We start from the raw sequence: 24,240 nt of genomic DNA, 5'->3' as shown, positions 1-24,240 counted from the left end.
TGTCAGGTTTGTCGCTCGCGACGGCGCGGCGTCCAACGCCTTCGCGACACTCCGGACTCAGGCGCGCAGCTTCTCGCGCAGCGCCTTGGCGCGGCCCTGCATGTCGGGGTCCATGCTGGTCAGCTCCACCGACTTCAGCCGCTGGTCCAGGCTCTGCGGCACCTTCTTCGGCAGCTTGCCCTCTTCGGCCAGTCCCTCCAGCCGGGACAGCGCCTTGTCGACGATGCGCTCGCGCGGATGGTCCAGCAGGCTGTCCAGGAAGTACGCGTCTTCGGGCAGCTCCGGGTACTTCTCCAGGTAGTCCACCACGGCCTTCACCCAGTCGGCGCGCGTCTCGGACTCGGTGACTTTCTGCATGGCCTGCTTCTGGGCCTTGCGCTTGCCCTCCGGGTCGAACGTCTTCGCCAGCCCCTCGGGAAGCTCGCCGCCGGTGAAGAGCGCGTCCGCGGCGGTCTTGTACTTCTGGTAGCTCGCGCTGCGCTCAATCTTCTGCTGCGCGGGGTCATCCTGGCGGGAGTGGTACTTGCTGCCCTTGGCGCGCCCCGCGTCGATTTCTCGCCACGTCTTGTCGCGCTTCCCGGAGAAGCCGCCGCCGTTGTCGTCCCTGTCCTTGGCCATCCTTCATCTCCCCTTGCGTGCGCCCCAGAGCGCCGCGAGTCCACTGCGGACGAGGGTGCGCACCGCCTCCAGCTCCTGTGCGGTCAGGGGCTGCTCCTCGTCCTGCTCCGCCTCGAAGAGCGCCTCGTCCGCATACGTCCGCAGGGACTGGGGCACCGGTGGAGCCGTCGTGTCCGCGACCAGCGCCGCCGAGCGCACCGAAGCGACTCCCGGCGACCACCCCAGCTCCAGCATGGCGTACAGCTCGAAGAGCAGGTGGCGGGCGACCCCGTATCCTTCGTCCGTGAGCCCCGCGGCGTCAAGCGCGCCCAGCAAGGCATCCTGCCGGTTTTCGAAGGAGTGCATCAGCCGCGTGCGCGCCTTCTCGTCGTCTTCCAGGTAACGCCAGGCCGCCTCCACGAATTCGCCCGTGGGTTCGTCCGGGTGGAAGGCCGGCGGCTGGCTGGCCTTGACCTTCTTCGGCCGGGGCGGGCGAGGGCCGTCCTCCAGCCGCACCGCGCGCCCCTCCTCCACCAGGTCCCAGAGGCCCAGGAGGTTCTGGTACAGCAGCCGGGCGACGTCCGGCGAGGGGAAGCGCGGCTCCTCCTCGAACAGCCCCGGGATGACGTCGCTGTGCGGGCGCCCCTCGGCGTGGGCCGCCTGCATGCGGGCGAGCACCTCCGCGGTGTCGCAGGCGCTGCCGGACACCTCCAGCAGTCCATCGAGTGTCTGCGCGCCCTCGAACTCGCGCGTGAAGTCCTGACCTCTGTCCTTGGAGCGGCTCATGGCGGCGGGGACGCTTACCCCGGCGGACAGCCGAGCGCACGCGGCATCAGTGCTCCTCGGGCCACTCGCCCATCAGCGCGTCCTGGCGCTCCTTGGGATTGGAGGTCCATTCGAAATCCTCGGGGACATGGCCGCCGCCGTGCTGGCGTTCGCCGTCCCAGCTCACCTGCGCGGTGAGGAAGTGTTCGTCCGGCTCACCCGTCACCTCGGCGCGGTTGCCGGGGAGCGTGAAAGGGGTGTCCAGGGGCTCGTCGGGGATGATGATGGCCATGGTGGGGCTCCGTGCGGCAGGCGCACCCGCGCCAGATGTCCGCTGGCGCACGCGCCCCCCGCCTCCTTCCTCAAGCTGGGCAGACGGACGCGAGCGCGGGAGCGGGTAGGGGCGAGCGGGCAGGGGCACGGCCGCCTTCCGTTTCCGACGCGGCGCCCCTAGTCTCCGACTCCTGATGGCCGAGTCCTCGCCCGAGACGTTGAAGACCGCGGTGCAAGCGCTCTCCCGCGTCCACGCGGTGGAGGGCCCTCCGGGAGAGAATGGCCTGCGCACCGTCTGGCACATGGGCATGGACGGCGCGGAGCTGATGTCGCAGGTGGACTCCGACGGCCGGGTGCGGCGGCAGGAGCTGACGCTGCTGGAGGACCACTACATGTGGGCCAGCGGCGAGGGCGTGCGCACCGGCCGCGTGGAGTCCGAAGGCGCGCGCCCCAGTCCCGCGGCGGCGGTGGTGAAGGCGGATCCCCAGCTCGTCCCCCACCGGCTGGTGCGCGCCGCGCAGGCCATGGGGACGTACACCGGACAGGACCGCTACATCCTGCACATGCAGCGGGTGCTGGCGCTGGCCCGCGAGGGACTGGAGATGGCCGGCGCGGGCATCATCGCTCGAGAGGCGCAGCGCCCGTCGGAGCCCACGCTGCCGTCGCTGGAGCCCGCGCCCATGCCCGCCCCGGCGCCCGTGGAGCAGTCGCTGTTCGTCTACGGCGCGCCTCACCCTCAGGAGGTGGTGCCGCCGGAGGCACGCGGCTCCGAGGGACTGGTGATGCTCGCCGTGTTCGGCGTGGGCGTGGTGGTGGGTCTCCTGTTGCTCATCTGGCTGCTCTGAGCCGGAGCGACGTCGAGCCCCAAAAGACGCAGCATGTCCAGCGTGGTGGGCGCCGCGGCCCGGTTCCGGGGGAGGGTGATATGCGCGCTCTCGGCCACGGACCGCACGGGGTGCACGTCCATCACCAGCAGCGCCGTCACGGCGGCCGCGGGCACCAGTCGGAGCGCCCAGCGAGGCGTGGGATGGGAGGTCTCGCGGCGGGTGGCGCCTCGCGCCAGCAGCATGAGGCCCAGCACGGCCAGCAGGGACGTGCACAGCCAGCGCACCTCGCGCAGCCGCGCGGCGGCCTCCATGCCCGTCGCCACCCACTCCTCGCGCATCGACTCGGGCACCTGGCCCATGCCGGTGAGCATCTCCAGGAAGTGTCGCGCCTCCAGCGCCCCCACCGCCGCCACTGAAGCCAGCGCCGCCGTCACGGCGCTGGCGAGCAGCAGCCCCCGCCCCCGCCTGAGTCCCGCCGCGTCTTCCGCGCACGACGGGCCGAAGCGCGCCAGCGCGAGCCCCACCGACAGCCCCAGCAGCAGCGCGGCGCTCGTCCACGCCCCCAGGAGGCGGGGCGCCATGGCGTGGCCGGTGCTCATCGCGACGTCCAGCGCGGTGTCGTGGGTGGACAGTCGCGTCAGGCCGGACATCGCGCGGCCCACCAGGACTTCAGTGCCCAGGAGGCCCACCATCCACGGCAGGGTGGCCATGCCCAGCATGACGGCGAGCGGCACACGGCGCCCCAGGCCGATGCTGGCCAGGGCGAGCGACAGCAGAGGCAACTCCACGAGTAGTGCCAACGCCACCACGGCGGCGAACGGACCGGCGGCATCCACGGTGCCCGCGAGGGCCTGCGGCCCGTGCAGCAGGGGTGCGAGCGTGAAGCACCACAAGAACACCGTGACAGGCACGGACGAGGCCACGGAGAGCCCGGGCGCGAAACGGAGCCGCAGAGTAACAAGCATTCCAGGAGAGAGTAGTCTCTCCTGGTAATTCTTGGAATTCAGACTGGGGGACGACCGACCAGCCAGTACACGACGCTGGAGAGGGCGCCGACGATGGGGGATACGAGCACACCCAGCAGGTAGAGTCCGGGACAGTCGCCTTCGGCGCATCCGATGCGGCCGTAGGCGAGGGCGCCGCCGAGCAGGAGCGGCACGTGCATGCCGATGAGGAAGACTCCGGCGCCGCGGAGGACGAGGCCCCGGTACCAGGTGCGTGTCCACAGTCGGAAGACGATGGGGACCAGGAAGAGGGTGCCGGTGGCCGCGGCGGCGAGCGCCAGGTGACGCGCGGACACGGCGACGCACCCCACGGCCGCGAGGGCCAGTGCGGGCACGAGCAGCAACGCGTTGAGGGACAGGGGCTCCCGGTGACGCATCAGACGCCGGGAACGCTGGCAGAGCCCACGGGTGCAGGCAAGCGGCTCGGTGGGTGGGGTGTCTCCCGTTCAGCTTCTTGGGGCTCGGGCCAACCCGTCTCGACTCCGCGCCGCTACGCCGCGACGGCGCCTTCACCCAGGAGCCGCAGGTAGCGGCCTCGCAGCGCGAGCAGCTCCGCGTGAGTGCCGGACTCCACCACACGGCCCGCCTCCACCACGGCAATCACATCCGCGTCGCGCACGGTGGACAGGCGATGCGCAATCACCAGCACCGTGCGCCCGCGCATCAGCGACTCCAGCCCCGCGCCCACCGCCGCCTCGCTCGCCGCGTCCAGCGCGCTGGTGGGCTCGTCCAGCAGCAGCACCGACGGCTTGCACAGGAACGCGCGCGCCAGCGCCAGCCGCTGCTTCTGTCCACCCGACAGCCGGCCGCCGCGCTCGCCCACGGACTCGTCGAGCCCACCGGGCAGGGCGCGCACGAAGTCCTCCGCGTGCGCCAGCGCGAGCGCCTCCCACAGCTCCGCGTCCGTCGCCTCCGGCCGGCCCAGCCGCAGGTTGTGCCGCACCGTCCCGGAGAACAGCACCGGCTCCTGCGGCACCCACGCCACCTGGCCTCGCACGCTCGACGGCTTGAGCGACTCCAGCGGGACTCCGTCCCACAGCACGCGTCCACCCGACGACGGCAGGAAGCCCAGCAGCACGGAGAACAGCGTCGTCTTCCCCGCGCCGGACGGCCCCACCAGCGCCACGCGCTTGCCCGCGGGCACCACCAGGTCCACGCCCCGCAGCGCCTCGCGTCCGTCCTGGTACGTGGCCTTCACGCCCTCCAGCACCAGCGCCTGCGACAGCGGGCCCGCCGCGTCACCCGTGTCCGGCGGCGCCGGCTCGTCCGCGATGGCGAACAGCCGCTCCGCCGCCGCCAGGCCCGTGAGCACCTGGGACAGCGTGCCGCTCAGCGACTTGACAGGCTGATACAACAGCAACGCGGCTGCGAGAAAGGACAGCAGCCGTCCCGCGAGCTCCGGGTCGGCCGACACCGCGCGCGCGCCCCACGCCACCGCCATGGCCACGCCTGCGATGCCGAGCAGCTCCACCGTGGGGCTCACCGCGCCGCGCAGGAACAGCGAGCGGCGCATCTCGCCCAGGTACTTGTCCGCCTCCACGTCGAAGGACTCGAGCGCGCGCGCCTGCCCGCCGTAGGCCTGCACCACCGGCAGGTTCTGCAGCTGCTCGGCCGTCAGCGACGTCAGCGCGCCCAGGCTCTGCAGCGAGCGGGCGGCGACCTTCTTCAGCGAGCGGGCGAAGCGATTGATGGGCAGCACGGTCACCGGCACCACGATGAACGTGAAGAGGAAAAGCTTCGCGTCGATGAGGAAGCACGTCGCCAGCAGCGCCACCGCCTGCAGCCCATCCTTCACGTACGATGACAACGCCTGCGTTATCGAGAACTCGACGAGCGGCACATCGGACGTGAAGCGCGACAAGAGCTCGCCCGAGTGTCGCCGCTCGAAGAACGCGGGCGGCTGGCCGAGCAGTCGTCCGTAGAGAAACCCACGCAGGTCCGCCATGACGCGCTGGCCCAGCCGCTGCATAAGGCCACCCTGGAGGAACTGGGCGAAGGCCTTCACCAGCGCGAGCGCCACCACCACCAGCGGCAATCGCCGCAGCAACACATCACCTGGCAGCGATACACCGGCCACGGTGACGGGCTGGTCCGTGAGCACCGCGCGCAGGAGCGGCCCGACGACCCACGCATACGCGGAGGTCGCCGCGGCGGCGACGAGTGACGCGCAGACACCCGCCGCCAGCAGTCGGCGGTAGGGGCGCAGGTAGCCGAGGAGTCGGCGGTAGACGTGGGGGGAGGGACGGGGAGCCACTGTTTGGCGGCGGACTCTGTCACTGAGTCGTCAGAGGTCCAAGTCTAGAGGCATGCCAGACGTCGAGCTTCGTCGGCTGCTTTCCCACCGGCCATGGCCAGCAGGCAGGCCCGTTCCGTTGCCCCCCTTCGTCCCTGCGGACAGGTTCAGGGGAGCCATGGACACCAATAACGAAAAAGAGGTCCTTTTCAATCCGGGCTGCGAACCGGTGGTTGAAGACGAGGAGCGTCGCCGGCTCCTGTGGCTCATGGCCGAGTACTTCCGCACCATCGGGTACACGGACATCAAGGCCCGCCTCCCCGGATTCATGCCGCCTCCCATCCTGTCGGGGACCATCGAGGACGCTCGACCCGACTTCACCTGCCGCCAGTCCGACTCGGCGCGCACGCCCATCATCCTGGAGATTGTCACCCCAGGCATGGTGGACGAGCCGACCGCGGAGAACCGGTGGAGTCTGCTCGCCAGCGCCGCGAAGCTCTACAACGCGGAGCTGCACTTCGTGGTGCCCAAGTGGGCGTCCACCGGAGCGGTGGACCCTGCGCTCAAGCGCAGGTTGGCTCGGATGGAGCTCACCGCCAACCGCGTGTGGACCGTCTAGCCCACCCGCCCTCACCTGATCCGCCTTCTTCCCTTTTTCCGCTGCCCGGTGGCCTCCATGGCTCCCGGGCGGCCTTGGTTTTGCCCCCTCGGATTGCTGGCGCGTTTCGCTGCGTTATAGTGACTCAGAGTTTTACGCAGCGTTAAAAAGTCCAGCAAATTCCAGGGGTTGAAGCGAATGCCAGCAGCGGCGGCGAGTCAGAAACGCGACTACTACGAGATCCTGGGCGTCCAGAAGACCGTCTCCGCGCAGGAGTTGAAGAGCGCGTTCCGCAAGGTGGCGCTCCAGTACCACCCGGATCGCAACCCGGGGAACAACGAGGCCGAGGAGAAGTTCAAGGAAGCCTCGGAGGCCTACGAGGTGCTGAGCGACCCCGAGCGGCGGGCGAAGTACGACCGCTTCGGTCACTCGGGCAATCCCTTCGAGGGCTTCGGTGGCGCCGGCGGCGGGTTCCAGGGCGTCAACATCAACGACATCTTCGGCGAGATTTTCGGCGACATCTTCGGCGGTGGCCGGGGAGGTGGGCGCCGCACCAGCTCGCGTGGCGCGGACCTGCGCTACAACCTGGAGATCACCTTCGAGGAGGCCGCGTTCGGCAGCCGTCCCAAGGTGACGATTCCCCGGCCGAAGAAGTGTGAGACGTGCACCGGCTCCGGCAGCAAGAGCGGTGCGGGCCCGCGCGCGTGCGGCACGTGCGGTGGCAGCGGAGAGCTGCGCTACACGCAGGGCTTCTTCGCGGTGTCGCGTCCCTGCGGGGACTGCGGCGGCACGGGCGCGGTGGTGCCGGACCCCTGCGCGCGCTGCAAGGGCTCCGGGAAGACGCCCTCGGAAGAGGTCATCGAGGTCGCCATCCCCGCGGGCGTGGACAACGGCACGCGGGTGCGGCTGACAGGCATGGGTGAGCCGGGAGACCGGGGCGGTCCTCCGGGAGACCTCTACGTCACCGTCATCGTCAAGGAGCACCCGCTCTTCCAGCGCGAGGAGTACGAGGTCTTCTGCGAGGTGCCCATCTCCTTCACCCACGCGGCGTTGGGGGCGAAGATCGACGTCCCCACGCTCGACGGGAAGGTGAAGATGACCATCCCCGCCGGCACCCAGTCCGGAAAAGTGTTCAGGCTGAAGGCCAAGGGCATCCCCCACCTGCACAGCCAGCAGCGGGGAGATCAGCACGTGCGCGTCGTCGTGGAGACGCCCACGGAGCTGTCCTCCAAGCAGCGCGAGCTGTTGGAGAAGCTCGCGGAGCTGTCCGGCGAGGAGTCCCATCCGCAGTCCAAGAGCTTCTTCGCCAAGGTGAAGGAGCTGTTCGGCTGATCAACGCCGTGCGGCACGCATGAGTCAGGGTCGGCCGCTCGCCCCAGGAGCAGGGCAGGGCGGCCGTTGCTTGTCGTGGCTTCGGGGCCGCAGGGGCGTGGCCCTGGCGCCGCGCCAACGTGAGGAAGTCAACGTCCCAGGGGCGTGGGCGGTCGGGCACGAGGGGTGCACAGCGGGAGGGGTTCCACGAGGAATCTTCTCCCCGCTCCGTTGTCGACGGAGGCGCATCGCCGCTGCTATGCACCCCACTGCCATGGAAGTCCTGCCCATCTTGCGCCGCTCGCTCCTCGTCGCGCTGGCCCTGCTGCTGACGGCCTGTCCTCGACCCTCACGCACCCCACCCGCCGGTGGAGACACGGGGGAGGAGGTCCCCACGGGAGACCCCTTCCCGAAGCGGCCCACCGTCGAAGCGAAGAAGGACGCGACGGCGGACGCGGCGCTCGCCCAGGCGAGGCAGACGGCCCAGGCCGCGCCCGACAAGAAGAAGGCCGCGGAGGCCTACCTGTCGGTGCGCAAGGCGTACCCCGCGACGACGGCGGGCCAGGACGCGCTCTACCAGGCCGGCGTCCTCTTCTTCGAGTCGAAGGACTACGTCAACGCGCGCAAGTCCTTCAACGAACTGCTCTTCGAGAACCCCCTCTACAACCAGGCCGAGGACGCCAAGCGCAAGCTGGCGCTGTCCGCCATGGAGGTGGGCGCCTACCGGGACGCGTACCAGACGCTGTCCAGCCTCGCCGAGCGCGCCGAGGGCGCCGAGCGTGAGCAGCTGTTGCGCGACGCGGCCCGGGCGGCCGAGGGCGCGGGGTTGTACGGCCAGTCGCTCACCATGGCGGTGGAGCAGGCGGGACAGGCGAAGACGCAGCAGGAGCGCGACGCCGCGGTGGCCCGGGTGGAGGCGCTGGTGGAGGGTCGCGCGGACTTCGTGGACATCGCCCGCGTGGCGGAGGGGCTGCCCTCGTCCAACCCGGCGTGGCCCGTGCTCACCTTCAAGCTGGCGCGCGTCTACTACCACCTGCGCGAGTGGACGCGGCTGGAGGAGACGCTCAACCGCTTCCTCGCGGAGGCACCGCAGAGCCCCTTCGCGCCCCAGGCGCGGGAGCTGCTCGCGCGGGCCACGCGGCGCGTGGAGGCGAAGCCCAAGACGGTGGGCGTGCTCCTGCCCATGACGGGCCGCTACCAGCCCATCGGCGAGGCGGTGCTGCGCGGCATCCAGCTGGGGCTGGAGGGCAGCGATATCGAATTGGTGGTGAAGGACACGCAGGGCGACGTCAACAAGACGGGCCAGGCGATGGAGCAGCTCGCGTTCGACGACGGCGCGATTGCGGTGCTGGGGCCGCTGCTCGGTGACGACTCCAAGCGCGCGGCGCTGGCGGCCGAGGAGCTCCAGCTTCCGCTGCTCACCATGACGCGCCAGGAGGGCGTCACGGACCTGGGCCCCTACGTGTTCCGCAACATGCTGACGAACGCCGCGCAGGCGGACGCCATCGCGGACTACGCCATCAACGTGAAGGGCTACAAGAAGTTCGCCCTCCTGTACCCGAACATCCCCTACGGCGTGGAGCTGGCGGACGCGTTCTGGGACCAGGTGCTGGAGCGCGGCGGCGTCGTCCGGGGCGCGGAGCGCTACTCGCATGACCAGACGACCTTCACCACCGAGGCCAAGAAGCTGGTGGGCCGCTACTACCTGGAGGACCGCGGCGACTACGTCGAGGGCGTGCGCGACCTGCAGGGGGAGAACCTGGACGCCTTCCGTCGCCGCAAGGCGCTGGAGAAGGTGAAGAGCGGCGTGGAGCCCATCATCGACTTCGAGGCCATCTTCATGCCGGACGACTGGCGGCGGGTGAGCCTGGTGGCCCCGGCGCTGGCGGTGGAGGACATCGTCACCAACGCGTGCGAGCCGCGTGACCTGGAGCGCATCCGCAAGACGACGGGCAAGAAGGAGCTGAAGACGGTGACGCTCTTCGGCGCCAACCAGTGGAGCAGCCCCAAGGGGCGCTCGGGCCTGCCGGAGCTGATTGAGCGCGGCGGCAAGTTCGTCACCTGCTCGGTGTACGTGGACGGCTTCTTCGTGGACTCGCAGCGGCCGGCGACGCGCACCTTCGTGCGCAAGTACCGCGAGGCCTACAAGCAGGAGACGGGCAAGGACCCGGGGCTCCTGGAGGCGATTGGCTACGACTCCGGGCGCATGCTGCGGCAGCTGGTGGAGAAGAAGGAGGGCGGGCCTCGCACGCGCGCGCAGATGCGTGACGCGCTGTCCAACCTGAAGGACTTCGACGGCGCCACCGGCCGCACCTCGTTCAACGAGAAGCGCGAGGCGGTGAAGCAGCTGTTCCTCCTGTCCATCGACAACAAGGGCGTCACCGAAATCAACGTGGACAAGGAGCGGGAGAAGGCGGCGACGGGAGGCTCGGGTTCATGAGGTGGACGGCGGGGCTGCTGGCGGCGGGATTGCTGGCGGCGGGGGGCGGTGGGTGCGCGCACCACGCGGCGGGGCTGGCGCCGGACGTGGAAGCGCGGCTGGGCCAGACGCCCGGCGCGTATCTCACCGGAGCGACGGCGGGGCTCGAGAAGGGCGCCATCCTCAACCAGTCGGACTTCATCTGGGGCCTGGACTTCTCGCCCCGGCAGCGCCGCGTCGCGTACACGCGGCTGGGCGCGCGCTCCTACTTCCTGTCCATCTGGGCGCTGGAGACGCCGCCCCGCAAGCTGGGCGACCCGCTCGTCAATGCGTACGAGTTCGACGTGGAGGGCGTGGCCTTCTCGCCGGACGGCGGCCTGGTCGCCACCGCGGGACGTGACGGCGCGGTGCGCCTGTTCGACGCGGCCACGGGTGAGGCTCGCGGCGTGCGCGTCACCGAGGAGCCGCTCACCAGTGTGGCCTTCCATCCGGACGGACGCTGGCTGGTGGCGGGCGGCGCCAAGGGCCTGCTCACCGTGTTGTCCGTGCCGGACCTGGCCCATGCCTCCGAGGAGCGCGGGCACGAGGGGCCGGTGAGCGCGGTGGCCTTCGCTTCGGACGGGACGCTGTACTCCGGCGGTTGGGACAAGCACGTGCGCGCGTGGCGCACCGGCCTGGAGTCCATGGCTTCGCAGGGGACGCGCGCGCGCTTCGAGCGACGGGGCGGCTCGGCGGTGGTGGGCGGCTCGGTGAATGGCAAGGCACCCGTCAGCTTCGCGCTTGATGCGCGCGTGCCTGCAATCGTCGTGACCGGCGAGGCGGCCACCGCGGCGGGCATCGACGTGGCCTTCCTGAAGGAGACGGTGGACGTGCCGGGCCCGCTGGGCATCACCCAGGCGCGGCTGGCGCGCGGCCAGTCCCTGCGCTTCAAGTCGTTGGTGGTGCGCGGCGTGGACGTGGCGGTGTGTGACGCGTGCGTGCCCCAGGGCGTGCAGGGCGTGCTGGGCGCGCCCTTCTCGGAGCGGGTCGGCGTGTCCTTCGACGAGGTCAACCACGAGGCCCTCCTCACGCTGAAGTCGCCGACGCCAGAGGACACGGCGCCCGTGGAGACGCTGGTGCTGGCGGCGCGCTCGGACTTCACCTTCCCCGCGTACGTCAGCGACGTCACCGTGGACGCGCGCGGGCAGCGGCTGGGCGTGGGCCTCTCCGAGCAGAAGCCGGAGCGCGACAGGGCCGTGTACGAGCGCGAGCGCCAGGGCGTGGAGGAGCCGCAGGGGCTCTTCAACGCGGGCGCGGTGGTGGACGCGACCTCAGGCCAGGTGCTGCACAAGTGGCCGGTGCACCGGGGCGTGGTGTCCACCGCGGCCATCTCCCCGGACGGGCGCTCGCTCGTCTCCGGAGGCTGGGACAAGAAGGTGCACCTCTTCACGGAGGGCGAGTCCACCGCGCGAGGGAGCCACGGCTTCGACTGGTCCGTGCGCCGCGTGCGCTTCAGCCCGGACGGGCGCCTGGTGGGCGTGGCCGCGTGGACGCCGCAGGTGGCCAGCCGCACCGGAGAGAGCGACCCGTCCGCGGTGCTGCTCGACGTGCGCTACGCGGAGGGCGCCTCGGTGGTGACTCCCGGTGCGCCCGCTCCTCAGTAGTTGAAGAAGATGTGGCCTCGGGGCATGCCCCTGTCCTTCAAGGCATCCATGACGCCCTGGGACATGCTCGACTGTCCGCAGACGAAGGCCATGGCGTCCTGCACGGTGTCCTCGCCGAGGTGGGCCTGCACGTAGCCGGTGAGGCCCTGCCAGCCGCTCGCGCCGGGCTGGCTGACGGTGCGCACCACCTGGATGCCGCCTTCCTCCCAGGAATGCAGCTCTCCCTGGTACGCGAAGGCGCCGGGGGTGCGCGCGCCGAAGTAGAGCTTCACGCGGCCGAAGGACTCCCGCTCGCGCCGCACGCTGGCGATGACGGGGCGGATGGCGGAGATGCCGGTGCCGGTGGCGAAGAGGAGCAGGTCATGCCCGCGAGCGCGCTCCAGCGGGAAGCCCTTCCCCTTGGGTGCGGACACATGCACCTGGGCGCCCGGCGACAGGCGGACGAGGGCGTCGGGCAGGGGGCTGCCGTCCTTGATGAGGAACTCCCACCGTCCGCCCTGGGGCTCGGGCGGGGAGGCGATGGCGAACAGGCTCGGCTCCATTCCGGGCAGGCAGAGGCTGACGTACTGCCCCGGGTGGGCGTGGGTGCCCACGAGCGGCGTGCCTTGGATGTCGAGCACGAGGTCGGTGAGCCCGTCGGCTGCGGGGGAGCGAGAGGTGACGATGGCCGGATGCCAGTCGGGCATGGTGAGTGCGGTTTTAACCCGTGTGCCGGGAGAGCGCTGCCCCTGGTAGCCTGGGGCGGTGAAGAGTCTGCTCTGGATAGTCCTGTTCATGCTCGGCCTGGCCGGCGTGCTCATTCCGCTGACGTATCTCTATACGGCCAGCAAGCTGCCCCAGTTGGAGAGCGAGTTCGACGTCGACAAGCTGCTCAAGCACAGCATCGAAGGCGAGCGGATGAGCCTCCGGGCCGGGCAGTTCGAGCGCAACCCACGTCCCATCACCTTCAACCGTCCGGACTTCTCGCGCCTGCCCAAGGACCTGGTGGCGCTCTACATCCGTCACATGGAGTGCCCCCGCTACTTCCAGACGCCGCGCGAGGACGGAGCGGCGTGGGCGTGGCGCCTCTTCGTGGGCGCGACGGCGGGGACGGCGCCTCCGGGAGAGGGCGCCTGTGAGCGCCTGCTGGCCATGCGCATCGCCCAGGGCCTGGGCATCTCCGGCAACCTCCAGCTCACCGTGGCCGCGCACCGGCTGCACGCCTTCATGCAGAAGGACCAGCTCATCGCCTACGACCTGGCCATCGTCTACTTCGAGCGCGGCGTCGTGGGCGTGGAGGACGTGGCCTTCACCCTCTTCAAGAAGGAGCTCAACGAGCTGCAGCTCTCGGAGCTGGCGGAGCTCCAGCTCGCGCTGCCGCCCTTCTACCGCTACTGGGACATCCGCCAGTGCAAGAACCCCACGGTGCTGCGGCAGGACCGCGACACGCTGCTGGCGGACCTGGCGGGCTGGAAGCTGGTGAGCGAGGACCGGGCTCGCAACGCGACGACGGAGCCACTGGGCTGCCTGGAGTAGCGAGGCTCGCGTCGGAGTGCTTCGTCGACGAGCCCTGCCTTCAGGGCTTCTTGATGAACATGCTCTCCAACTCGTTGAGCTTGATGTTGATGGCGCGGCGGGTCTCCGTGTCCTCGGCCGTTCTGGCTTCCCGGCGGTACTTCGCCAGGTAGTCGAGCATGGTATCGGGGCTGGTCACCCGGCCCTGATCGATGAACTCGGGAATCGATTCCTCCAGCGAGTCGATGCGCTTGAGGAGCCTTCCGCGCGACGGCCCGTCGGTGCTGGCCGAGGGCTTGGAGGTGCCCGCGGGGCGTCCCGCGCGAGGGAGTGGGGAGGCCGTCTCCGTGGGCGGAGGAGCTGCCTGCTCCGAGGGAGCCGTGGCGGCCATCGCGCCACCCATGCCGGGAGCCGCCGGTTCCACCTTGTCCTCGGCCACCGGAGCGGCCTCGACCGGACCGCTGCCGCCCGGCCTGCTCGGGGCCTCGCCGCCGAGGAGCGTTGGGGGCGCGGGAGGCTCGGCGCGGACGTGGGCCGGAGGGAGCTCCTCACGAGGGGCGGGCGTGAGGGACACGGCGCGGGCCGGCTCCTGGAAGACGATGGCCGCGGCGCCGGCGAGCAGCGCCACCGACGCGCCGAGCGCCACCGCCACGGGCACATACTTACGGATGGGCGAAGGGGCGGGCGAGGCCTGCTGCTCCAGCGGCGGCACGGCGACGGGCGTGGTGGGGCGCCGCGACGCCGAGTCATCCGCCGGAGGCGGCTTCTCGTGGGTGGGCGCGAGCGCGCTGGGATTGGAGCGGGTGGAGCGCAGCGAGCGGCGCAGCTTGTGGAGCTGCTGGCGCAGCGCGTCCGCCGAGTTGGGACGCGTCTCCGGGTCCTTCGTGAGCATCTGGAGGATGAACGCATCCAGCGCGGGAGGCAGGTCGGAGACGAACTCGGAGGGCCTCGGCGGGCGCGCCTCCACGTGCTTCATCAACAGGTCCACCGGCGAGCTGCCCACGAAGGGCAGCCGGCCCGTCACCATCTCGAACGTCACCACGCCCAGCGCGTAGAGGTCGGTCATCGGACCCACCTCCTGGCCTCGCGCCTGCTCCGGAGCCATGTACTCCGGCGTGCCCACCACCATGTCCGTGCGCGTCTGCGCGGTGCGGCCGGTGGGGCCCTGGCCCCGCTTGGCCAGGCCGAAGTCCAGCACCTTCACGTAGCGCGAGCCGTCCGGCTGGCGCACGAGGAAGATGTTGCTCGGCTTGAGGTCGCGGTGCACCACGCCCGCGCCGTGCGCGGAGGCCAGCGCGGCGAGCACCTCGTCCAGGATGGGCAGGGCCTCCAGCACGGGCAGCCGGTTCTTCTCCGACAGCACGGCGTCGAGCGGCTGACCGTCCAGGTACTCCATGACGATGTACTGCCGGCCGTCGGGCACCTGGCCGAAGCCGAAGATGTCGATGATGCCCCGGTGGCGGATGGCGTTCACCGCGCGGGCCTCGGCCAAGAGCCGCTCCACCTGCTCGTTGGAGTGGGCCAGCTCCGGACGCAGCACCTTCACCGCCACGCGCTTGCCGATGAGCGGCTGGATGCCTTCGTACACCAGCCCCATGCCGCCCACGCCGATGCGAGCGCGCAGCTCGTACTCGCCAAGCTTCAGGCCGATGAGCGGATCCTTCGGCACGTCCGTCAGGGCCTCCAGGGTGCTCTGCACGACGACCTTCGGCTCGTCGGCCACCGGCGATGCCGGGACCGGCGGTGGGACGTGGAACGAAGCGAGTGCCACGGTGCCGTCCCGCGGGCACACACCGGTGTCGGCGGGGACGGGAAAACCACAGGTTTCGCAGTTCAACTCGGAAGCCATCTCGGGCCAGGAAGAAAGGTCAGCGTACCAAGACGGGGAGAATGACGCGATGTGGTTCGGACCTGAGTGCAGGGCGAGCGTTCAGGCAGCGCACACCCCACGGTGTCGGCTTGACCGACAGCGTCGGACAGCCGACGGATGACCCTACTGGATGGGGACGCACCCCGTCATCGGCAGGGATTCGCCCGCTCCTCCCGCCGTGCCGTCGCTTTCGCCCCCCGCACCGCCCGGGCCCTGGGCGATGGTGACCCCGCCATCCAGGGTGAGCTGGGCGCGCTGGCACCAGATGCCCACGGAGGGGCCTCCTCCTCCACCGCCGCCCGGGCCGCCGTTGCCTCCCGCGCCACCGCCGCCACCGCTGCCTGACTTGCCGCTGGTGGTGATGGCCCCCGGGCTCTCATCAAAGACTCTGGCATCAATGCGGTCGACGCCCGTGCCCCCGTCGCCGCCGTTCCCGCCGCTTCCGCCCGGGCCTCCCTTGCCGCCCGTGCCGCCGCCGCGTGTCTCGACGCGCGAGCTGGCTTCCAGGGCCACCTGGGAGTCGAACACGAGCAGCCCGATGGAGGCTCCGCCACCGCCGCCCCCCAACCCCGCCAGTCCGCCGCAGCCCCCCGCGCCACCACCACCGCCACCGCCGCTGGCCGCCACGGGTGTCGTGGGCCTGTTCGTGAGGATGCAGCCGCTGCCACTGCCGCCACCGCCGCCGCCACTCCCCGGCTCGCCTGACTCGCCCGCGCCACCTCGCTGCTCGGTGCCTGGCGACCAGGTGTGGGTCTCCTCGGAGAAGCTTCCCAGGCTCGCGCCGCCGGGCGAGCCCGCGCTGCCCGCGTCGCCCTGGGTGCCTGGATCGCCATCCGAGCCGTCCGTCCCGGCGCACATGCAGATCGCCGAGGGTGGACAGGTCACCTCGACCCTGCTCCCCGCTGTCCCACCAGCGCCGCCTGTCACGGTGGCTCCGGAGGTGGGGTCCGGCTGGCCCGCGTCTCCAGCCATGCCCGCGCTTCGGGACACGCCATCCGCGCCTCGGCCTCCGGAGCGGTCATCGGGTCCGGGGCAGGCGGTGTTGACGCCGCCCGCGCCTCCGTCTCCCGGGGACACCGCCGGGTTGCCCAGGGGGAGCTGCCCTTCGACGCCGACGGGGCCCGGCGTGCCCTCATCGCCTGGGGTGCCTTCCGAGCCCGTCCCGCCGCGTCCGGCCTCCAGCACGGTGTGGCGCAGGAGTACGCCGGAGCTGTCGAGGACGCGCAGGGCCACGGAGGCCTGCCCGGGCTCCACGGCGTCCGCGGAGCGGATGCGCAGGTACTCCAGCACGATTCCCGCGTCCGTCACGCCCTGCACGGTGAGCCCCGTGGCGCCGCCGTTGTCCAGCACGGCCACCTGGTCACCGGTGCGGCCCCAGCCACCATCGCGTCCGGAGTAGCCGCCGTGCAGGGAGACGGGCACGTCCAGCACCAGCTCGCCTTCCGCGTAGGTACCGCCCGCGAGGTAGAGCCGCGTCGGCACGCCACCGTCCCACTGACGCAGCCGCGCGAGCGCCTGGCCCACGGTGCGCAGCGGGGCCTCGCGGGTGCCCGTGCCGGACACGTCGTTGCCATTCGCGGGGTCGACGAAGAGGCCGGAGCTGGCGCGGCCATCCACGCCGTCACAGTCGGAGTCCGCGAACGCGTCGTCCGGGGAGTCCTCCGACGTGGAGGTGGGGGTGCAGCCCGCGTCCGGTATGACTTGCTGCTCGCAGCGTCCCTCGTCGCGGCAGCGCTTCTGCGCGGCGTCGAAGTCGTAGCAGCCACCGGCGGCGAGCACCGCCGCGAGCGCCGCGCCCATCGCTCCGAGCGTCCAGGTGTTTCGCATGGGAATCCTCGAAGTCACGGCCACGTCCCTGACAGTCCCACCATGGCGCCGCCGGAGCTCACGGCGGCGGAGGGGACGGCCTGCGCGGGCGCGTCATCGGGCCACAGGAACATCACCGCGCCGGCGATGAGGCCCGCCGCGCCCAGGCCCAGCGTCACGCGGCTCACCGTCTGCGCCTGCTTCCCCTCGGACACCAGCGCCTTCGAGTCGCGCACGGGCGCGTCCACCGTCGCCTGCTCCAGCGTGTCGTAGCGGTCCTTGGCCTTCAGGTAGAAGACGGTGCCCACTCCCGCCAGCGCCACGCCTCCCGCGGCGGGCAGCCACGCCCAGCGGCGCGCGGAGGACTTCGTGGCGACGGCGGGCGCGGTCTCCACCAGCGGCGGCGCGGCGACCTCCGTCGGCGGCGGCACGTCCTTCACGGAGGGGCGAGGAGCAGGCCGCGTGGGCGGGGGCACGTCGTCGATGGGCGGCGCGGGGGGCAGGCCGCGCAGCGCGCGCTGCGTGTCGGGCACCACCACGTCCAGGGCCTGGGTGAGCGCATCCAGCAGCGTGTCCTGGGGCACGTCGTCGGCGAAGTGCTTCGCGATGAGCGTGCCGTCCTTCGCCAGGTGGCTGCGCACCCCGGCGCGGTAGCCGCCCGACTTCAGGTCCAGCTCCGTGACGAGGACGACCTCCGCCTTGCTGGCCGTGCCGAGCCATTTCAGGCACGGCGCCTCCGTGCGCTTGCAGCGCAGCAGCGCGCGGCGTCGCGCGGCCGGGAGCTTGCGGGTGACGTTCTCGATGCGGATGACGCGCAGCCCGCGCGACTCGAGCTGCTCCGCGAGGTGGCCCTGTGCGAACTCGACGATGTGGGAAGGGGCTCCCGTCGCATCCGGTGGGGCGATCAGCACACTCACGGGCCCCTGCGGCGGAAGCGCTGCGGGCGCCTGGGCGACCACGGAGAGAACGGCGACGAGGGTAATCAACACACGATCACTTTCCCCCTGACAGGACCTCCTCGCAAGGCCGGGAATCAGGGGCTGCTTGCCTCGGGGTGCATCGCGCGCGCTCCCGGTGCGTGCGGTGGGAGCTGACCCCACCGCCCAGGTAGGACGGCGGGAGTAGCCGACCCACGTCCTCCGGCCCTCAGCGACGGGGCCGCTCGGGCGGGGCGGGGCGAATCTGCGTCTTCTCCGAGGTCTTCAGCTCGGAGGAGGGGGCGTTGGTGTCCTCGTCATCCTCGTCGGCGGGACGGGAGGGGATGGACGGCGGAGGCCTGCGCGCGGGGACGGCGGGACGGGCGCTGTTGGAGGGCGGAGGCCTGGGCGGCGGCGTGCCGGGGCGGCGCGGCGGAGGAGGGCGGCCCGCGTCGGTGAGCAGCTCCTCGTCCACCTCCACCTTGGCCTCGTTGGCGAAGGGGTTGCGGGTGGGCGGCGGCGTCCGGTCGTCATCTCCCATGTCGGGCGGAGGCGGAGGCCGCGGCGCGGAGGCGGCGGGCTTGAGGGCGGGGGTACCAGCGGCAGGGGTGGCGGCGACGTGGCCAGCGGGCGGCGTGGCGGTGGCGGGCCGGGGCGCGGGCGTGGCGGGCTTGGACACGGACGCGGGGAGGCTCGCGGGCACCTGCACCTGCACGGGCGGCTTGGCCTTGGCGTCGCGAGCATCCTGCCGGAGCTTCTCCTCGAAGTCGGACCACTCCCGCTTGAAGTGGTCGGGGTCCGGGCGTCCCTCCTCACGGTGCTTGAGCGAGGGGGCCCAGCGCACGGTGTACGCCTCGCCGGCGTGGAAGACGGGCGGAGGCGGGATGCCGTACGTCGCCGGGTCGAAGAAGGACTCGTCCAAGTCGTTGAAGCCGTACGCCTTCGCCTTGGCGACGAAGTTGGGGAGGATGCCCGTGGGCGCGTGGTAGCCGAGGATGTGGCCTTCCTCGTCCTTGGTGACGGGCGTGAAGACGAAGATGTCCTGGGTGCGGTAGTCGCCCTTCTCCGTGAGGGGCAGCACCTCCGCCAGGGCGCTCGTCTTGCGGCTGCCGTCGTGGAAGCGCTCGCAGCAGATGATGAAGTTGATGGCGCTGGCCACCTGGGCGCGGACGGCGACCATGGGCAGCTCGATGCCGGACATCAGGCACAACGACTCCACGCGGCGCAGCGTGTCCGTGGGCGTGTTGGCGTGCGTGGTGGCCAGCGAGCCGCCGTGGCCCGTGTTCATCGCCTGCATGAGGTGGAACGCCTCGCCGCCGCGCACCTCGCCGACCACGATGCGGTCGGGCCGCAGACGCAGCGCCGAGTGGAGCAGGTCTCCCATGTCCACGCCGCCCTTGCCGAACTTGTCCGGCGGACGGCTCTCGAAGGCGACGACGTGGGTCTGGTTGAGCTGCAGCTCCGCCGAGTCCTCGATGGTGAGGATGCGCTCCTCGTCGGGGATGAGGGAGGAGACGATGTTGAGCAGCGTCGTCTTGCCGGAGCCCGTGCCGCCGGCCACCAGCATGTTGAGCTTGGTGGCGATGCCCGCCTCGATGAGCCGTGCCATCTGCGGCGTCAGCGAGCCGAACTTCAACAAGGAATTGATGGTGAGCTTTTCCTTGAAGAACTTGCGGATGGAGATGGTGGTGCCCTTGCGGGCAATCGGCGGAATCACCACGTGGATGCGGCTTCCATCCGGAAGGCGCGCGTCCAGGCGGGGCCGCTCCTCGGTGAGCATGCGGCCGACGAACTGGGCCATGTTGCGCGCCGCACCGATGAGGCCTTCCTCGGTGAAGGTGGCGTCCGTGCGCGACAGGCGGCCCTTCTTCTCGATCCACACGTCGGTCGGGCCGTTGATCATGATCTCCGACACCGCCTCGTCGTCCAGATAGGGCAGGACGGGCTTGAGGAAGGCGCGGAGTGACTCGGTGTACATCGTCATGGCGCCCCCCAGGCTAGCGCGGCTGGTCCCAACCCCCAAGAACCCGCCGTGCCCGCCCGCCTGCCCCAGGGGCGCTGTCGGCCCTTTGACGCGGACACGAAAGGGATGGGCCCCGTGGGACGGGGATGTTTCAATGCCCCGCCGCGCGTGGGTCGGGGAGGAACGCACATGCTGAAGGACAAGCTGCCGGAGGACTGGAAGCAGGCGCTGAAGGCCTCGCTGGATTCGCCCTCGTTCCAGGAGCTGGAGCGCTTCGTGGCGAAGGAGCGCAAGGAGGCCACCGTCTTCCCCTCCGAGGAGGACCTGTTCTCCGCCTTCCGGCTGACGCCCTACGCGGACGTGCGCGTGCTGCTCTTGGGCCAGGACCCGTACCACGGGCCGGGACAGGCGCATGGGCTGGCGTTCTCGGTGAAGCCCGGGGTGCCCTCGCCGCCCTCGCTGGTGAACATCTTCAAGGAACTGGAGGCGGACGTGAAGGTGCCGCGTCCCAAGGACGGCTCGCTGATGGCCTGGGCGGAGCAGGGCGTGCTGCTGCTCAACGCCGTGCTGACGGTGCAACAGGCGAAGCCCAACAGCCACGCGGGCCACGGCTGGGAGGACTTCACCGACGCCGTCATCCGCGCGGTGAGCGAGAAGACGGAGCCCGTCGTCTTCCTGCTGTGGGGCAAGTACGCGCAGAAGAAGAAGAAGCTCATCGACGCGAAGCGCCACGTCGTCATCGAGGGCACGCACCCGTCCCCCCTGTCGGCCAGCAGCGGCTTCTTCGGCAGCAAGCCCTTCAGCGCGGTGAACCAGGCCCTGGAGTCGAAGGGCCGGCCTCCCATCGACTGGCGCCTGTCGCGGTGAGTCGCGCCTCGCGCTGACAGTCCCTTCGCGGCGGGCGGTGGCTTGATACGGTGCGTCGCGACATGACCGCCGCCTTCCTCGCCGCCTCCACGCCCGAGTCCGTCGGGCCCAACCGCTACCGCATCCGCTTCACCTCGCCCTGGTACCAGGGGCGGGGCGCGTATGGAGGGCTGGTCGCGGGCACGGCGCTTCGCGCGCTGGAGCACACGGTGGGGGACGCGGCCCGGCCGGTGCGCTCCTTCACCATGCACTTCTGCGCGCCCGCGGTGGAGGGCGACGCGTGGGTGACGACGCGAATCGAGCGGGCCGGAAAGCTCGTCACGCAGGCCACCGTGCGCGTGGAGAACGACGCCGGCGTGGTGGCCATGGGCAGCGCGACGTTCGGCGCGACGCGTGGTGGCGCCATCGAATACCTGGAGATGGCGCCACCGAAAGTCCCGCCGCCGCACGAGGTGCCGGTGACGCCGGACGACATCCCCATGCCGGACTTCTGTCGCTTCTTCGAGTTCCGCTTCTGCCTCGGCTCGGCGCCGTACTCCGGGGCCGCCGTGGCGGAGACGGGCGGCTGGCTGCGCCCGCGCGAGCCCACGGTGCTGGACGCGCCCCTGTGCGTGGGGTTGATGGACGCGTTTCCGCCCGCGGTGCTGTCGCGCGTGGACGGCTTCCGCCCGGCCGCCACCGTGGACTTCACCATGCATTTCTTCCAGGCGCTGCCCCAGGCGGGCCTGAAGCCGGACGCCCAGTTCCTGCGCACCGGCCGCTCCCTCCAGGCCGGGGGCGGGTACGCGGAGGACTTCCAGCAGCTCTGGACCCAGGACGGCCAGCTCCTGGCCCAGTGCCGGCAGCTCTTCGCGGTGATGGGATGACGGGCCGAGGCACGGGCCCCGGGGCCTGCCCACGCGCGGCCTTCTGGTAGTGTCCTCGCCGTGCGCGTGCTCTGGGGCATCATCAGCATCATCTGTGCGCTGCTCGCGGCGGCGGGCTTCGTCTTCGTCTTCGCCGGGCTCAAGGACGTCCTGCGAGCCCTGCACTCCCGCCGCTGGCCCACCGTGCCCGGCACCGTCCTGTCCGCCGAGGAGGTCGAACACCGCCTCCCCGTGCCCGGTCAGACGGAGCCCCGCGTCCACTACGAGGCCCGCGTCCAGTACGAGTACTCCGTGGGCCGCGTCCTCGTCGGCACCGCCACCTTGCGCGTGGACCCCGCCGCGCGCACCAACCCCGACGACGCCCAGGCCACCCTGCGTCGCTATCCTCCGGGACAGGCGGTCCGGGTCGCCTACAACCCAGAGGACCCGACGGACGCGGTGCTGGAGCCCGGGGCGCATGCGCCCAGCTTCGTGCGGCTCGTCGTGGGCCTGGGGCTGGTGGGCGTGGGAATCTGCATTCCCTTCATTACCCGCTGGTTCATGGCGCGCGTGTAGGAAAATCTCCGTCCAGGACGCAACTGATCCGCGTCGGGGCCGAGAATCCCTCACATTCTCTTTCGGTCGTCCCCGTTCCGAGGTCTCTCATGAGCGATCGCTCCTCCATCCGCCGCGGTCAGCAGCCCCAGGTCCGGTCCTCCACGCAGACCGCCCAGAACACCCCGGTGGTGAAGAACACGACCACGGACAAGGTGGTCAAGGACACCAACACCGGCGTCCAGACCTCCTTCAAGGACGGCCGCCTCCAGAGCCACTTCGAGCGTGAGAAGAGCACCACGCAGAACTGGAACACCAGCTACAGCACTGAGTCCCAGCACGAGTCCTCCGGGCGCGTGACGGGGCTCATGGCGACCGTGCTGGGTCAGATTCCGAAGGTCGGCATCGACGGCCAGTTCACCAAGGGCGCGGCGGTCAAGAAGTTCGAGGGCGGCTTCGGCGACGCCAACAGCGTGGCCCAGGGCTACGGCAAGATGAGCGTCCTCGAGGCGGAGCTGAAGGGCTCCGGCGAGGTCGGCATCGAGGGCGGCAAGGTGTTCGCCCGGGGTGACCTGGACGCGAAGGCCACGCTGATTGACGCGGAAGGCACCCTGCGCGCGGGCGTCGGCCCGATTCAGGCGGAGCTCCAGGGCAAGGCCTGGGTGGGCGCCAAGGCCGGCCTGCACGGCGAAGTGACGCTGGACCCCATCAACGGCAAGTACGCGGCCCGCGTCGGTGGTGACGCCTTCATCGGCGCCCGCGCCGGTGTGACGGGCAACGTCAAGCTGGGTGACTACGGCGGCGTCACGGGTCGCGCGGAGGCGTGGGCCGGTGTCGGTGTGTCTGCCCGTGCCGAGGCGAGCTGGGACAACGGCCGCTTCAAGGCCCGCGTGGACTTCGGCGCGGCCCTGGGCATCGGCTTCAAGCTGGGCTTCGACGTCGACATCAACTTCGGCAAGATTGCCGACGCGGTGAAGAGCGTCATCGAGAAGCCGGTCGAAGTGGTCAAAGATGTGGTGAAGTCCGTCGGCAACTTCTTCAAGGGGCTGTTTGGCTGATGGCGGAGACCGCCAGGTACGACGCACTTCTCGCAGCCGGGGAGCTGGACCAGGCACGCCGTGAGGCCGAGGCCGCGCTCAAGCGCGATGCCTCGGACCAGGCGGCCCGGGTCGCGCTCGCCCGGCTCGCGGCATTCGATGGCAACGAGGCCCAGGCCGAGTCGTGGCTGGTGGGCCTGAGCGCGGAAGAGCCGGGCGTGCAGCTCGTCCGGGCCGCGCTCCTCACCCGACGCGGCGATGCGGCCGGTGCGCTGGCGCTCTACCGGAAGGTCGCGAAGGCGCAGCCCAACCGCGCCGAGGCGTGGTTCGGCCAGGGCTACCTGCTCGCGGAAGCGGGCGACAACGCGGCGGCGCAGTCGGCGCTGGAGCGCGCGGTGAAGCTGGCTCCGGACGCGGGCATCCACCACTTCCACCTGGGGCGCGTGCTCTTCGCGCAGGAGAAGCTGAAGGACGGCTTCCACCACCTCCAGGAGTCCTTGCGCCTCAACCCGAGGCACGGGCCCAGCTACCTGGTGCTCGCGGTGGCGCTCCAGGCGGGTGGCGAACTGGAAGCCGCCGAGGAGCTGCTCACCACGGGCCTGAAGGTCCTCCCGGACGACCCGTACCTGCTCAACGGGCTGTGCAACGTGCTGCTGGCGCGGGGCAACCTGGCTGGCGCGGTGAAGGCGGCGGAGACCTTGGCGCGCGTGGAGCCGGACAGCCCGGCGGCGCAGGGGAACCTGGCGCGGCTGCGGCTGGCGCAGGGCCGGTTGCCGGAGGCGCTGGAGCTGTGCCGCAAGCTGGCGTCGCGAGGCCAGGCCACCGCGCAGAGCCGCATGGTGGAGGGCATGGCGCTGGAGGCCACGGAGCCGGTGGACATCCCCGCCGCGCTGACCGCGTGGCGCGAGGCCGTGAAGCTGTCTCCGGACGACTGGGCCCCCGCCAACAACCTGGGCAATCTGCTGATGCGCATCCCGGAGGATGAGCTCCCGGGCGCCGGACAGCAGGCACTGGAAGTGCTGGAAGAGGCGCAGCGCCGCGCGCCGGAGCGTCCCGAGCCCCGGCTCAACCTGGCGGTGGTGCACGCGCGGCTGGGGCAGAAGGACCAGGCGAAGGCACTGGCGCGCGAGCTGTTGGCGCTGCCCCGTCTGGCGCCCGAGTGGCGCGAGCAGGCCGAGCGACTCCTCCAGGCGCTGGCCTGACACAGGCTGGATGA

General features: G+C 71.1%; 22 protein-coding genes. 11 read left to right on the top strand and 11 right to left on the bottom strand.

Features of this window, described 5'->3' with window-relative positions:
• Positions 1–57: 57 nt before the first annotated feature.
• Genes LZ199_RS38480 through LZ199_RS38470 form a run of 3 tightly spaced genes read right to left on the bottom strand, consistent with a single transcriptional unit; the run spans position 58 to position 1,654 of the window.
• On the bottom strand, positions 58–618 hold the full coding sequence (locus tag LZ199_RS38480) for a hypothetical protein (protein ID WP_253998780.1): 561 nt from the start codon (positions 616–618) through the stop codon (positions 58–60).
• 3 nt (positions 619–621) lie between these two features.
• Entirely contained in the window at positions 622–1,383 is a 762-nt protein-coding gene (locus LZ199_RS38475) for a hypothetical protein (RefSeq protein ID WP_253998779.1), read from the bottom strand.
• A gap of 46 nt (positions 1,384–1,429) precedes the next feature.
• Positions 1,430–1,654 (bottom strand): hypothetical protein, encoded by a 225-nt coding sequence (locus LZ199_RS38470; protein ID WP_163863263.1) that lies wholly within the window; start codon positions 1,652–1,654, stop codon positions 1,430–1,432.
• 175 nt (positions 1,655–1,829) lie between these two features.
• Here LZ199_RS38470 and LZ199_RS38465 point away from each other — a divergent pair, with 175 nt between their 5' ends.
• Positions 1,830–2,480, top strand: a complete 651-nt coding sequence (locus LZ199_RS38465) for a hypothetical protein (RefSeq protein ID WP_253998778.1) — start codon at positions 1,830–1,832, stop codon at positions 2,478–2,480.
• On the opposite strand, the gene LZ199_RS38460 is transcribed toward LZ199_RS38465, so the two are convergent.
• From LZ199_RS38460 to LZ199_RS38450, 3 genes are all read right to left on the bottom strand, one after another.
• Entirely contained in the window at positions 2,372–3,373 is a 1,002-nt protein-coding gene (locus LZ199_RS38460) for a hypothetical protein (protein ID WP_253998777.1), read from the bottom strand. The two genes, LZ199_RS38465 and LZ199_RS38460, sit on opposite strands and share 109 nt — an antisense overlap.
• Positions 3,374–3,465: 92 nt before the next feature.
• Positions 3,466–3,843, bottom strand: a complete 378-nt coding sequence (locus LZ199_RS38455) for a hypothetical protein (RefSeq protein ID WP_253998776.1) — start codon at positions 3,841–3,843, stop codon at positions 3,466–3,468.
• Between the two features lie 113 nt (positions 3,844–3,956).
• Positions 3,957–5,720 (bottom strand): ABC transporter ATP-binding protein, encoded by a 1,764-nt coding sequence (locus tag LZ199_RS38450; protein WP_253998775.1) that lies wholly within the window; start codon positions 5,718–5,720, stop codon positions 3,957–3,959.
• A 157-nt stretch (positions 5,721–5,877) separates the two neighbouring features.
• On the opposite strand from LZ199_RS38450, the gene LZ199_RS38445 reads away from it, so the two are divergent.
• The 4 genes from LZ199_RS38445 to LZ199_RS38430 all read left to right on the top strand — a co-directional run bounded on the left by LZ199_RS38445 (position 5,878) and on the right by LZ199_RS38430 (position 11,670).
• The gene (locus LZ199_RS38445; protein ID WP_253998774.1) at positions 5,878–6,318 is read left to right on the top strand and encodes a hypothetical protein; all 441 of its coding nucleotides are present in this window, start codon (positions 5,878–5,880) and stop codon (positions 6,316–6,318) included.
• 177 nt (positions 6,319–6,495) lie between these two features.
• The gene (gene dnaJ / locus LZ199_RS38440) at positions 6,496–7,629 is read left to right on the top strand and encodes a molecular chaperone DnaJ (protein ID WP_253998773.1); all 1,134 of its coding nucleotides are present in this window, start codon (positions 6,496–6,498) and stop codon (positions 7,627–7,629) included.
• 253 nt (positions 7,630–7,882) lie between these two features.
• Positions 7,883–10,048 (top strand): ABC transporter substrate-binding protein, encoded by a 2,166-nt coding sequence (locus LZ199_RS38435; RefSeq protein ID WP_407667316.1) that lies wholly within the window; start codon positions 7,883–7,885, stop codon positions 10,046–10,048.
• On the top strand, positions 10,045–11,670 hold the full coding sequence (locus tag LZ199_RS38430; RefSeq protein WP_253998771.1) for a WD40 repeat domain-containing protein: 1,626 nt from the start codon (positions 10,045–10,047) through the stop codon (positions 11,668–11,670). Before LZ199_RS38435 ends, LZ199_RS38430 begins: the two co-directional genes overlap by 4 nt.
• Here the strand turns inward: LZ199_RS38430 and LZ199_RS38425 are convergent.
• A complete protein-coding gene (locus LZ199_RS38425; protein WP_253998770.1) occupies positions 11,664–12,356 on the bottom strand; it encodes a ferredoxin reductase domain-containing protein in 693 nt (230 codons plus the stop codon). The genes LZ199_RS38430 and LZ199_RS38425 overlap by 7 nt on opposite strands.
• A gap of 58 nt (positions 12,357–12,414) precedes the next feature.
• Here LZ199_RS38425 and LZ199_RS38420 point away from each other — a divergent pair, with 58 nt between their 5' ends.
• Entirely contained in the window at positions 12,415–13,185 is a 771-nt protein-coding gene (locus tag LZ199_RS38420) for a transglycosylase domain-containing protein (RefSeq protein WP_253998769.1), read from the top strand.
• Positions 13,186–13,225: 40 nt separating this feature from the next.
• On the opposite strand, the gene LZ199_RS38415 is transcribed toward LZ199_RS38420, so the two are convergent.
• The 4 genes from LZ199_RS38415 to LZ199_RS38400 all read right to left on the bottom strand — a co-directional run bounded on the left by LZ199_RS38415 (position 13,226) and on the right by LZ199_RS38400 (position 19,741).
• Positions 13,226–15,013 (bottom strand): serine/threonine-protein kinase, encoded by a 1,788-nt coding sequence (locus LZ199_RS38415; protein WP_253998768.1) that lies wholly within the window; start codon positions 15,011–15,013, stop codon positions 13,226–13,228.
• 144 nt (positions 15,014–15,157) lie between these two features.
• A complete protein-coding gene (locus LZ199_RS46540) occupies positions 15,158–16,861 on the bottom strand; it encodes a hypothetical protein (protein WP_267145176.1) in 1,704 nt (567 codons plus the stop codon).
• 14 nt (positions 16,862–16,875) lie between these two features.
• Positions 16,876–17,757: a hypothetical protein gene (locus tag LZ199_RS38405; protein ID WP_253998767.1), complete on the bottom strand. Its 882-nt coding sequence runs from the start codon at positions 17,755–17,757 to the stop codon at positions 16,876–16,878.
• 229 nt (positions 17,758–17,986) lie between these two features.
• The gene (locus LZ199_RS38400) at positions 17,987–19,741 is read right to left on the bottom strand and encodes a CpaF family protein (RefSeq protein WP_253998766.1); all 1,755 of its coding nucleotides are present in this window, start codon (positions 19,739–19,741) and stop codon (positions 17,987–17,989) included.
• Between the two features lie 168 nt (positions 19,742–19,909).
• On the opposite strand from LZ199_RS38400, the gene ung reads away from it, so the two are divergent.
• From ung to LZ199_RS38375, 5 genes are all read left to right on the top strand, one after another.
• Entirely contained in the window at positions 19,910–20,587 is a 678-nt protein-coding gene (gene ung, locus LZ199_RS38395) for a uracil-DNA glycosylase (RefSeq protein WP_253998765.1), read from the top strand.
• Between the two features lie 62 nt (positions 20,588–20,649).
• Entirely contained in the window at positions 20,650–21,453 is an 804-nt protein-coding gene (locus tag LZ199_RS38390) for an acyl-CoA thioesterase (RefSeq protein WP_253998764.1), read from the top strand.
• Between the two features lie 60 nt (positions 21,454–21,513).
• Complete coding sequence (locus tag LZ199_RS38385) at positions 21,514–22,008, top strand: DUF3592 domain-containing protein (protein WP_253998763.1); 495 nt, start codon at positions 21,514–21,516, stop codon at positions 22,006–22,008.
• 89 nt (positions 22,009–22,097) lie between these two features.
• The gene (locus LZ199_RS38380) at positions 22,098–23,045 is read left to right on the top strand and encodes a hypothetical protein (protein WP_253998762.1); all 948 of its coding nucleotides are present in this window, start codon (positions 22,098–22,100) and stop codon (positions 23,043–23,045) included.
• Positions 23,045–24,226 carry a tetratricopeptide repeat protein gene (locus LZ199_RS38375; protein ID WP_253998761.1) on the top strand — a complete coding sequence of 394 codons (1,182 nt, stop codon included), beginning with the start codon at positions 23,045–23,047 and terminating at the stop codon, positions 24,224–24,226. The genes LZ199_RS38380 and LZ199_RS38375 overlap by 1 nt, the downstream gene beginning before the upstream one ends.
• Positions 24,227–24,240 lie beyond the last annotated feature (14 nt).

Source organism: Myxococcus qinghaiensis, assembly GCF_024198215.1.
Lineage (GTDB): Bacteria > Myxococcota > Myxococcia > Myxococcales > Myxococcaceae > Myxococcus > Myxococcus qinghaiensis.
The sequence above is the reverse complement of the archived record's forward strand: the minus strand, read 5'-3'. Positions and strand labels throughout refer to the sequence as shown.

Bases quoted from the DNA above. Each gene is read 5' to 3' on its own strand.
- LZ199_RS38480 (WP_253998780.1), bottom strand. From the start codon at position 618: ATGGCCAAGGACAGGGACGACAACGGCGGCGGCTTCTCCGGGAAGCGC.
- LZ199_RS38475 (WP_253998779.1), bottom strand. From the start codon at position 1,383: ATGAGCCGCTCCAAGGACAGAGGTCAGGACTTCACGCGCGAGTTCGAG.
- LZ199_RS38470 (WP_163863263.1), bottom strand. From the start codon at position 1,654: ATGGCCATCATCATCCCCGACGAGCCCCTGGACACCCCTTTCACGCTC.
- LZ199_RS38465 (WP_253998778.1), top strand. From the start codon at position 1,830: ATGGCCGAGTCCTCGCCCGAGACGTTGAAGACCGCGGTGCAAGCGCTC.
- LZ199_RS38455 (WP_253998776.1), bottom strand. From the start codon at position 3,843: ATGCGTCACCGGGAGCCCCTGTCCCTCAACGCGTTGCTGCTCGTGCCC.
- LZ199_RS38445 (WP_253998774.1), top strand. From the start codon at position 5,878: ATGGACACCAATAACGAAAAAGAGGTCCTTTTCAATCCGGGCTGCGAA.
- dnaJ (WP_253998773.1), top strand. From the start codon at position 6,496: ATGCCAGCAGCGGCGGCGAGTCAGAAACGCGACTACTACGAGATCCTG.
- LZ199_RS38435 (WP_407667316.1), top strand. From the start codon at position 7,883: ATGGAAGTCCTGCCCATCTTGCGCCGCTCGCTCCTCGTCGCGCTGGCC.
- LZ199_RS38430 (WP_253998771.1), top strand. From the start codon at position 10,045: ATGAGGTGGACGGCGGGGCTGCTGGCGGCGGGATTGCTGGCGGCGGGG.
- LZ199_RS38425 (WP_253998770.1), bottom strand. From the start codon at position 12,356: ATGCCCGACTGGCATCCGGCCATCGTCACCTCTCGCTCCCCCGCAGCC.
- LZ199_RS38415 (WP_253998768.1), bottom strand. From the start codon at position 15,013: ATGGCTTCCGAGTTGAACTGCGAAACCTGTGGTTTTCCCGTCCCCGCC.
- LZ199_RS46540 (WP_267145176.1), bottom strand. From the start codon at position 16,861: ATGCGAAACACCTGGACGCTCGGAGCGATGGGCGCGGCGCTCGCGGCG.
- LZ199_RS38400 (WP_253998766.1), bottom strand. From the start codon at position 19,741: ATGACGATGTACACCGAGTCACTCCGCGCCTTCCTCAAGCCCGTCCTG.
- ung (WP_253998765.1), top strand. From the start codon at position 19,910: ATGCTGAAGGACAAGCTGCCGGAGGACTGGAAGCAGGCGCTGAAGGCC.
- LZ199_RS38390 (WP_253998764.1), top strand. From the start codon at position 20,650: ATGACCGCCGCCTTCCTCGCCGCCTCCACGCCCGAGTCCGTCGGGCCC.
- LZ199_RS38380 (WP_253998762.1), top strand. From the start codon at position 22,098: ATGAGCGATCGCTCCTCCATCCGCCGCGGTCAGCAGCCCCAGGTCCGG.
- LZ199_RS38375 (WP_253998761.1), top strand. From the start codon at position 23,045: ATGGCGGAGACCGCCAGGTACGACGCACTTCTCGCAGCCGGGGAGCTG.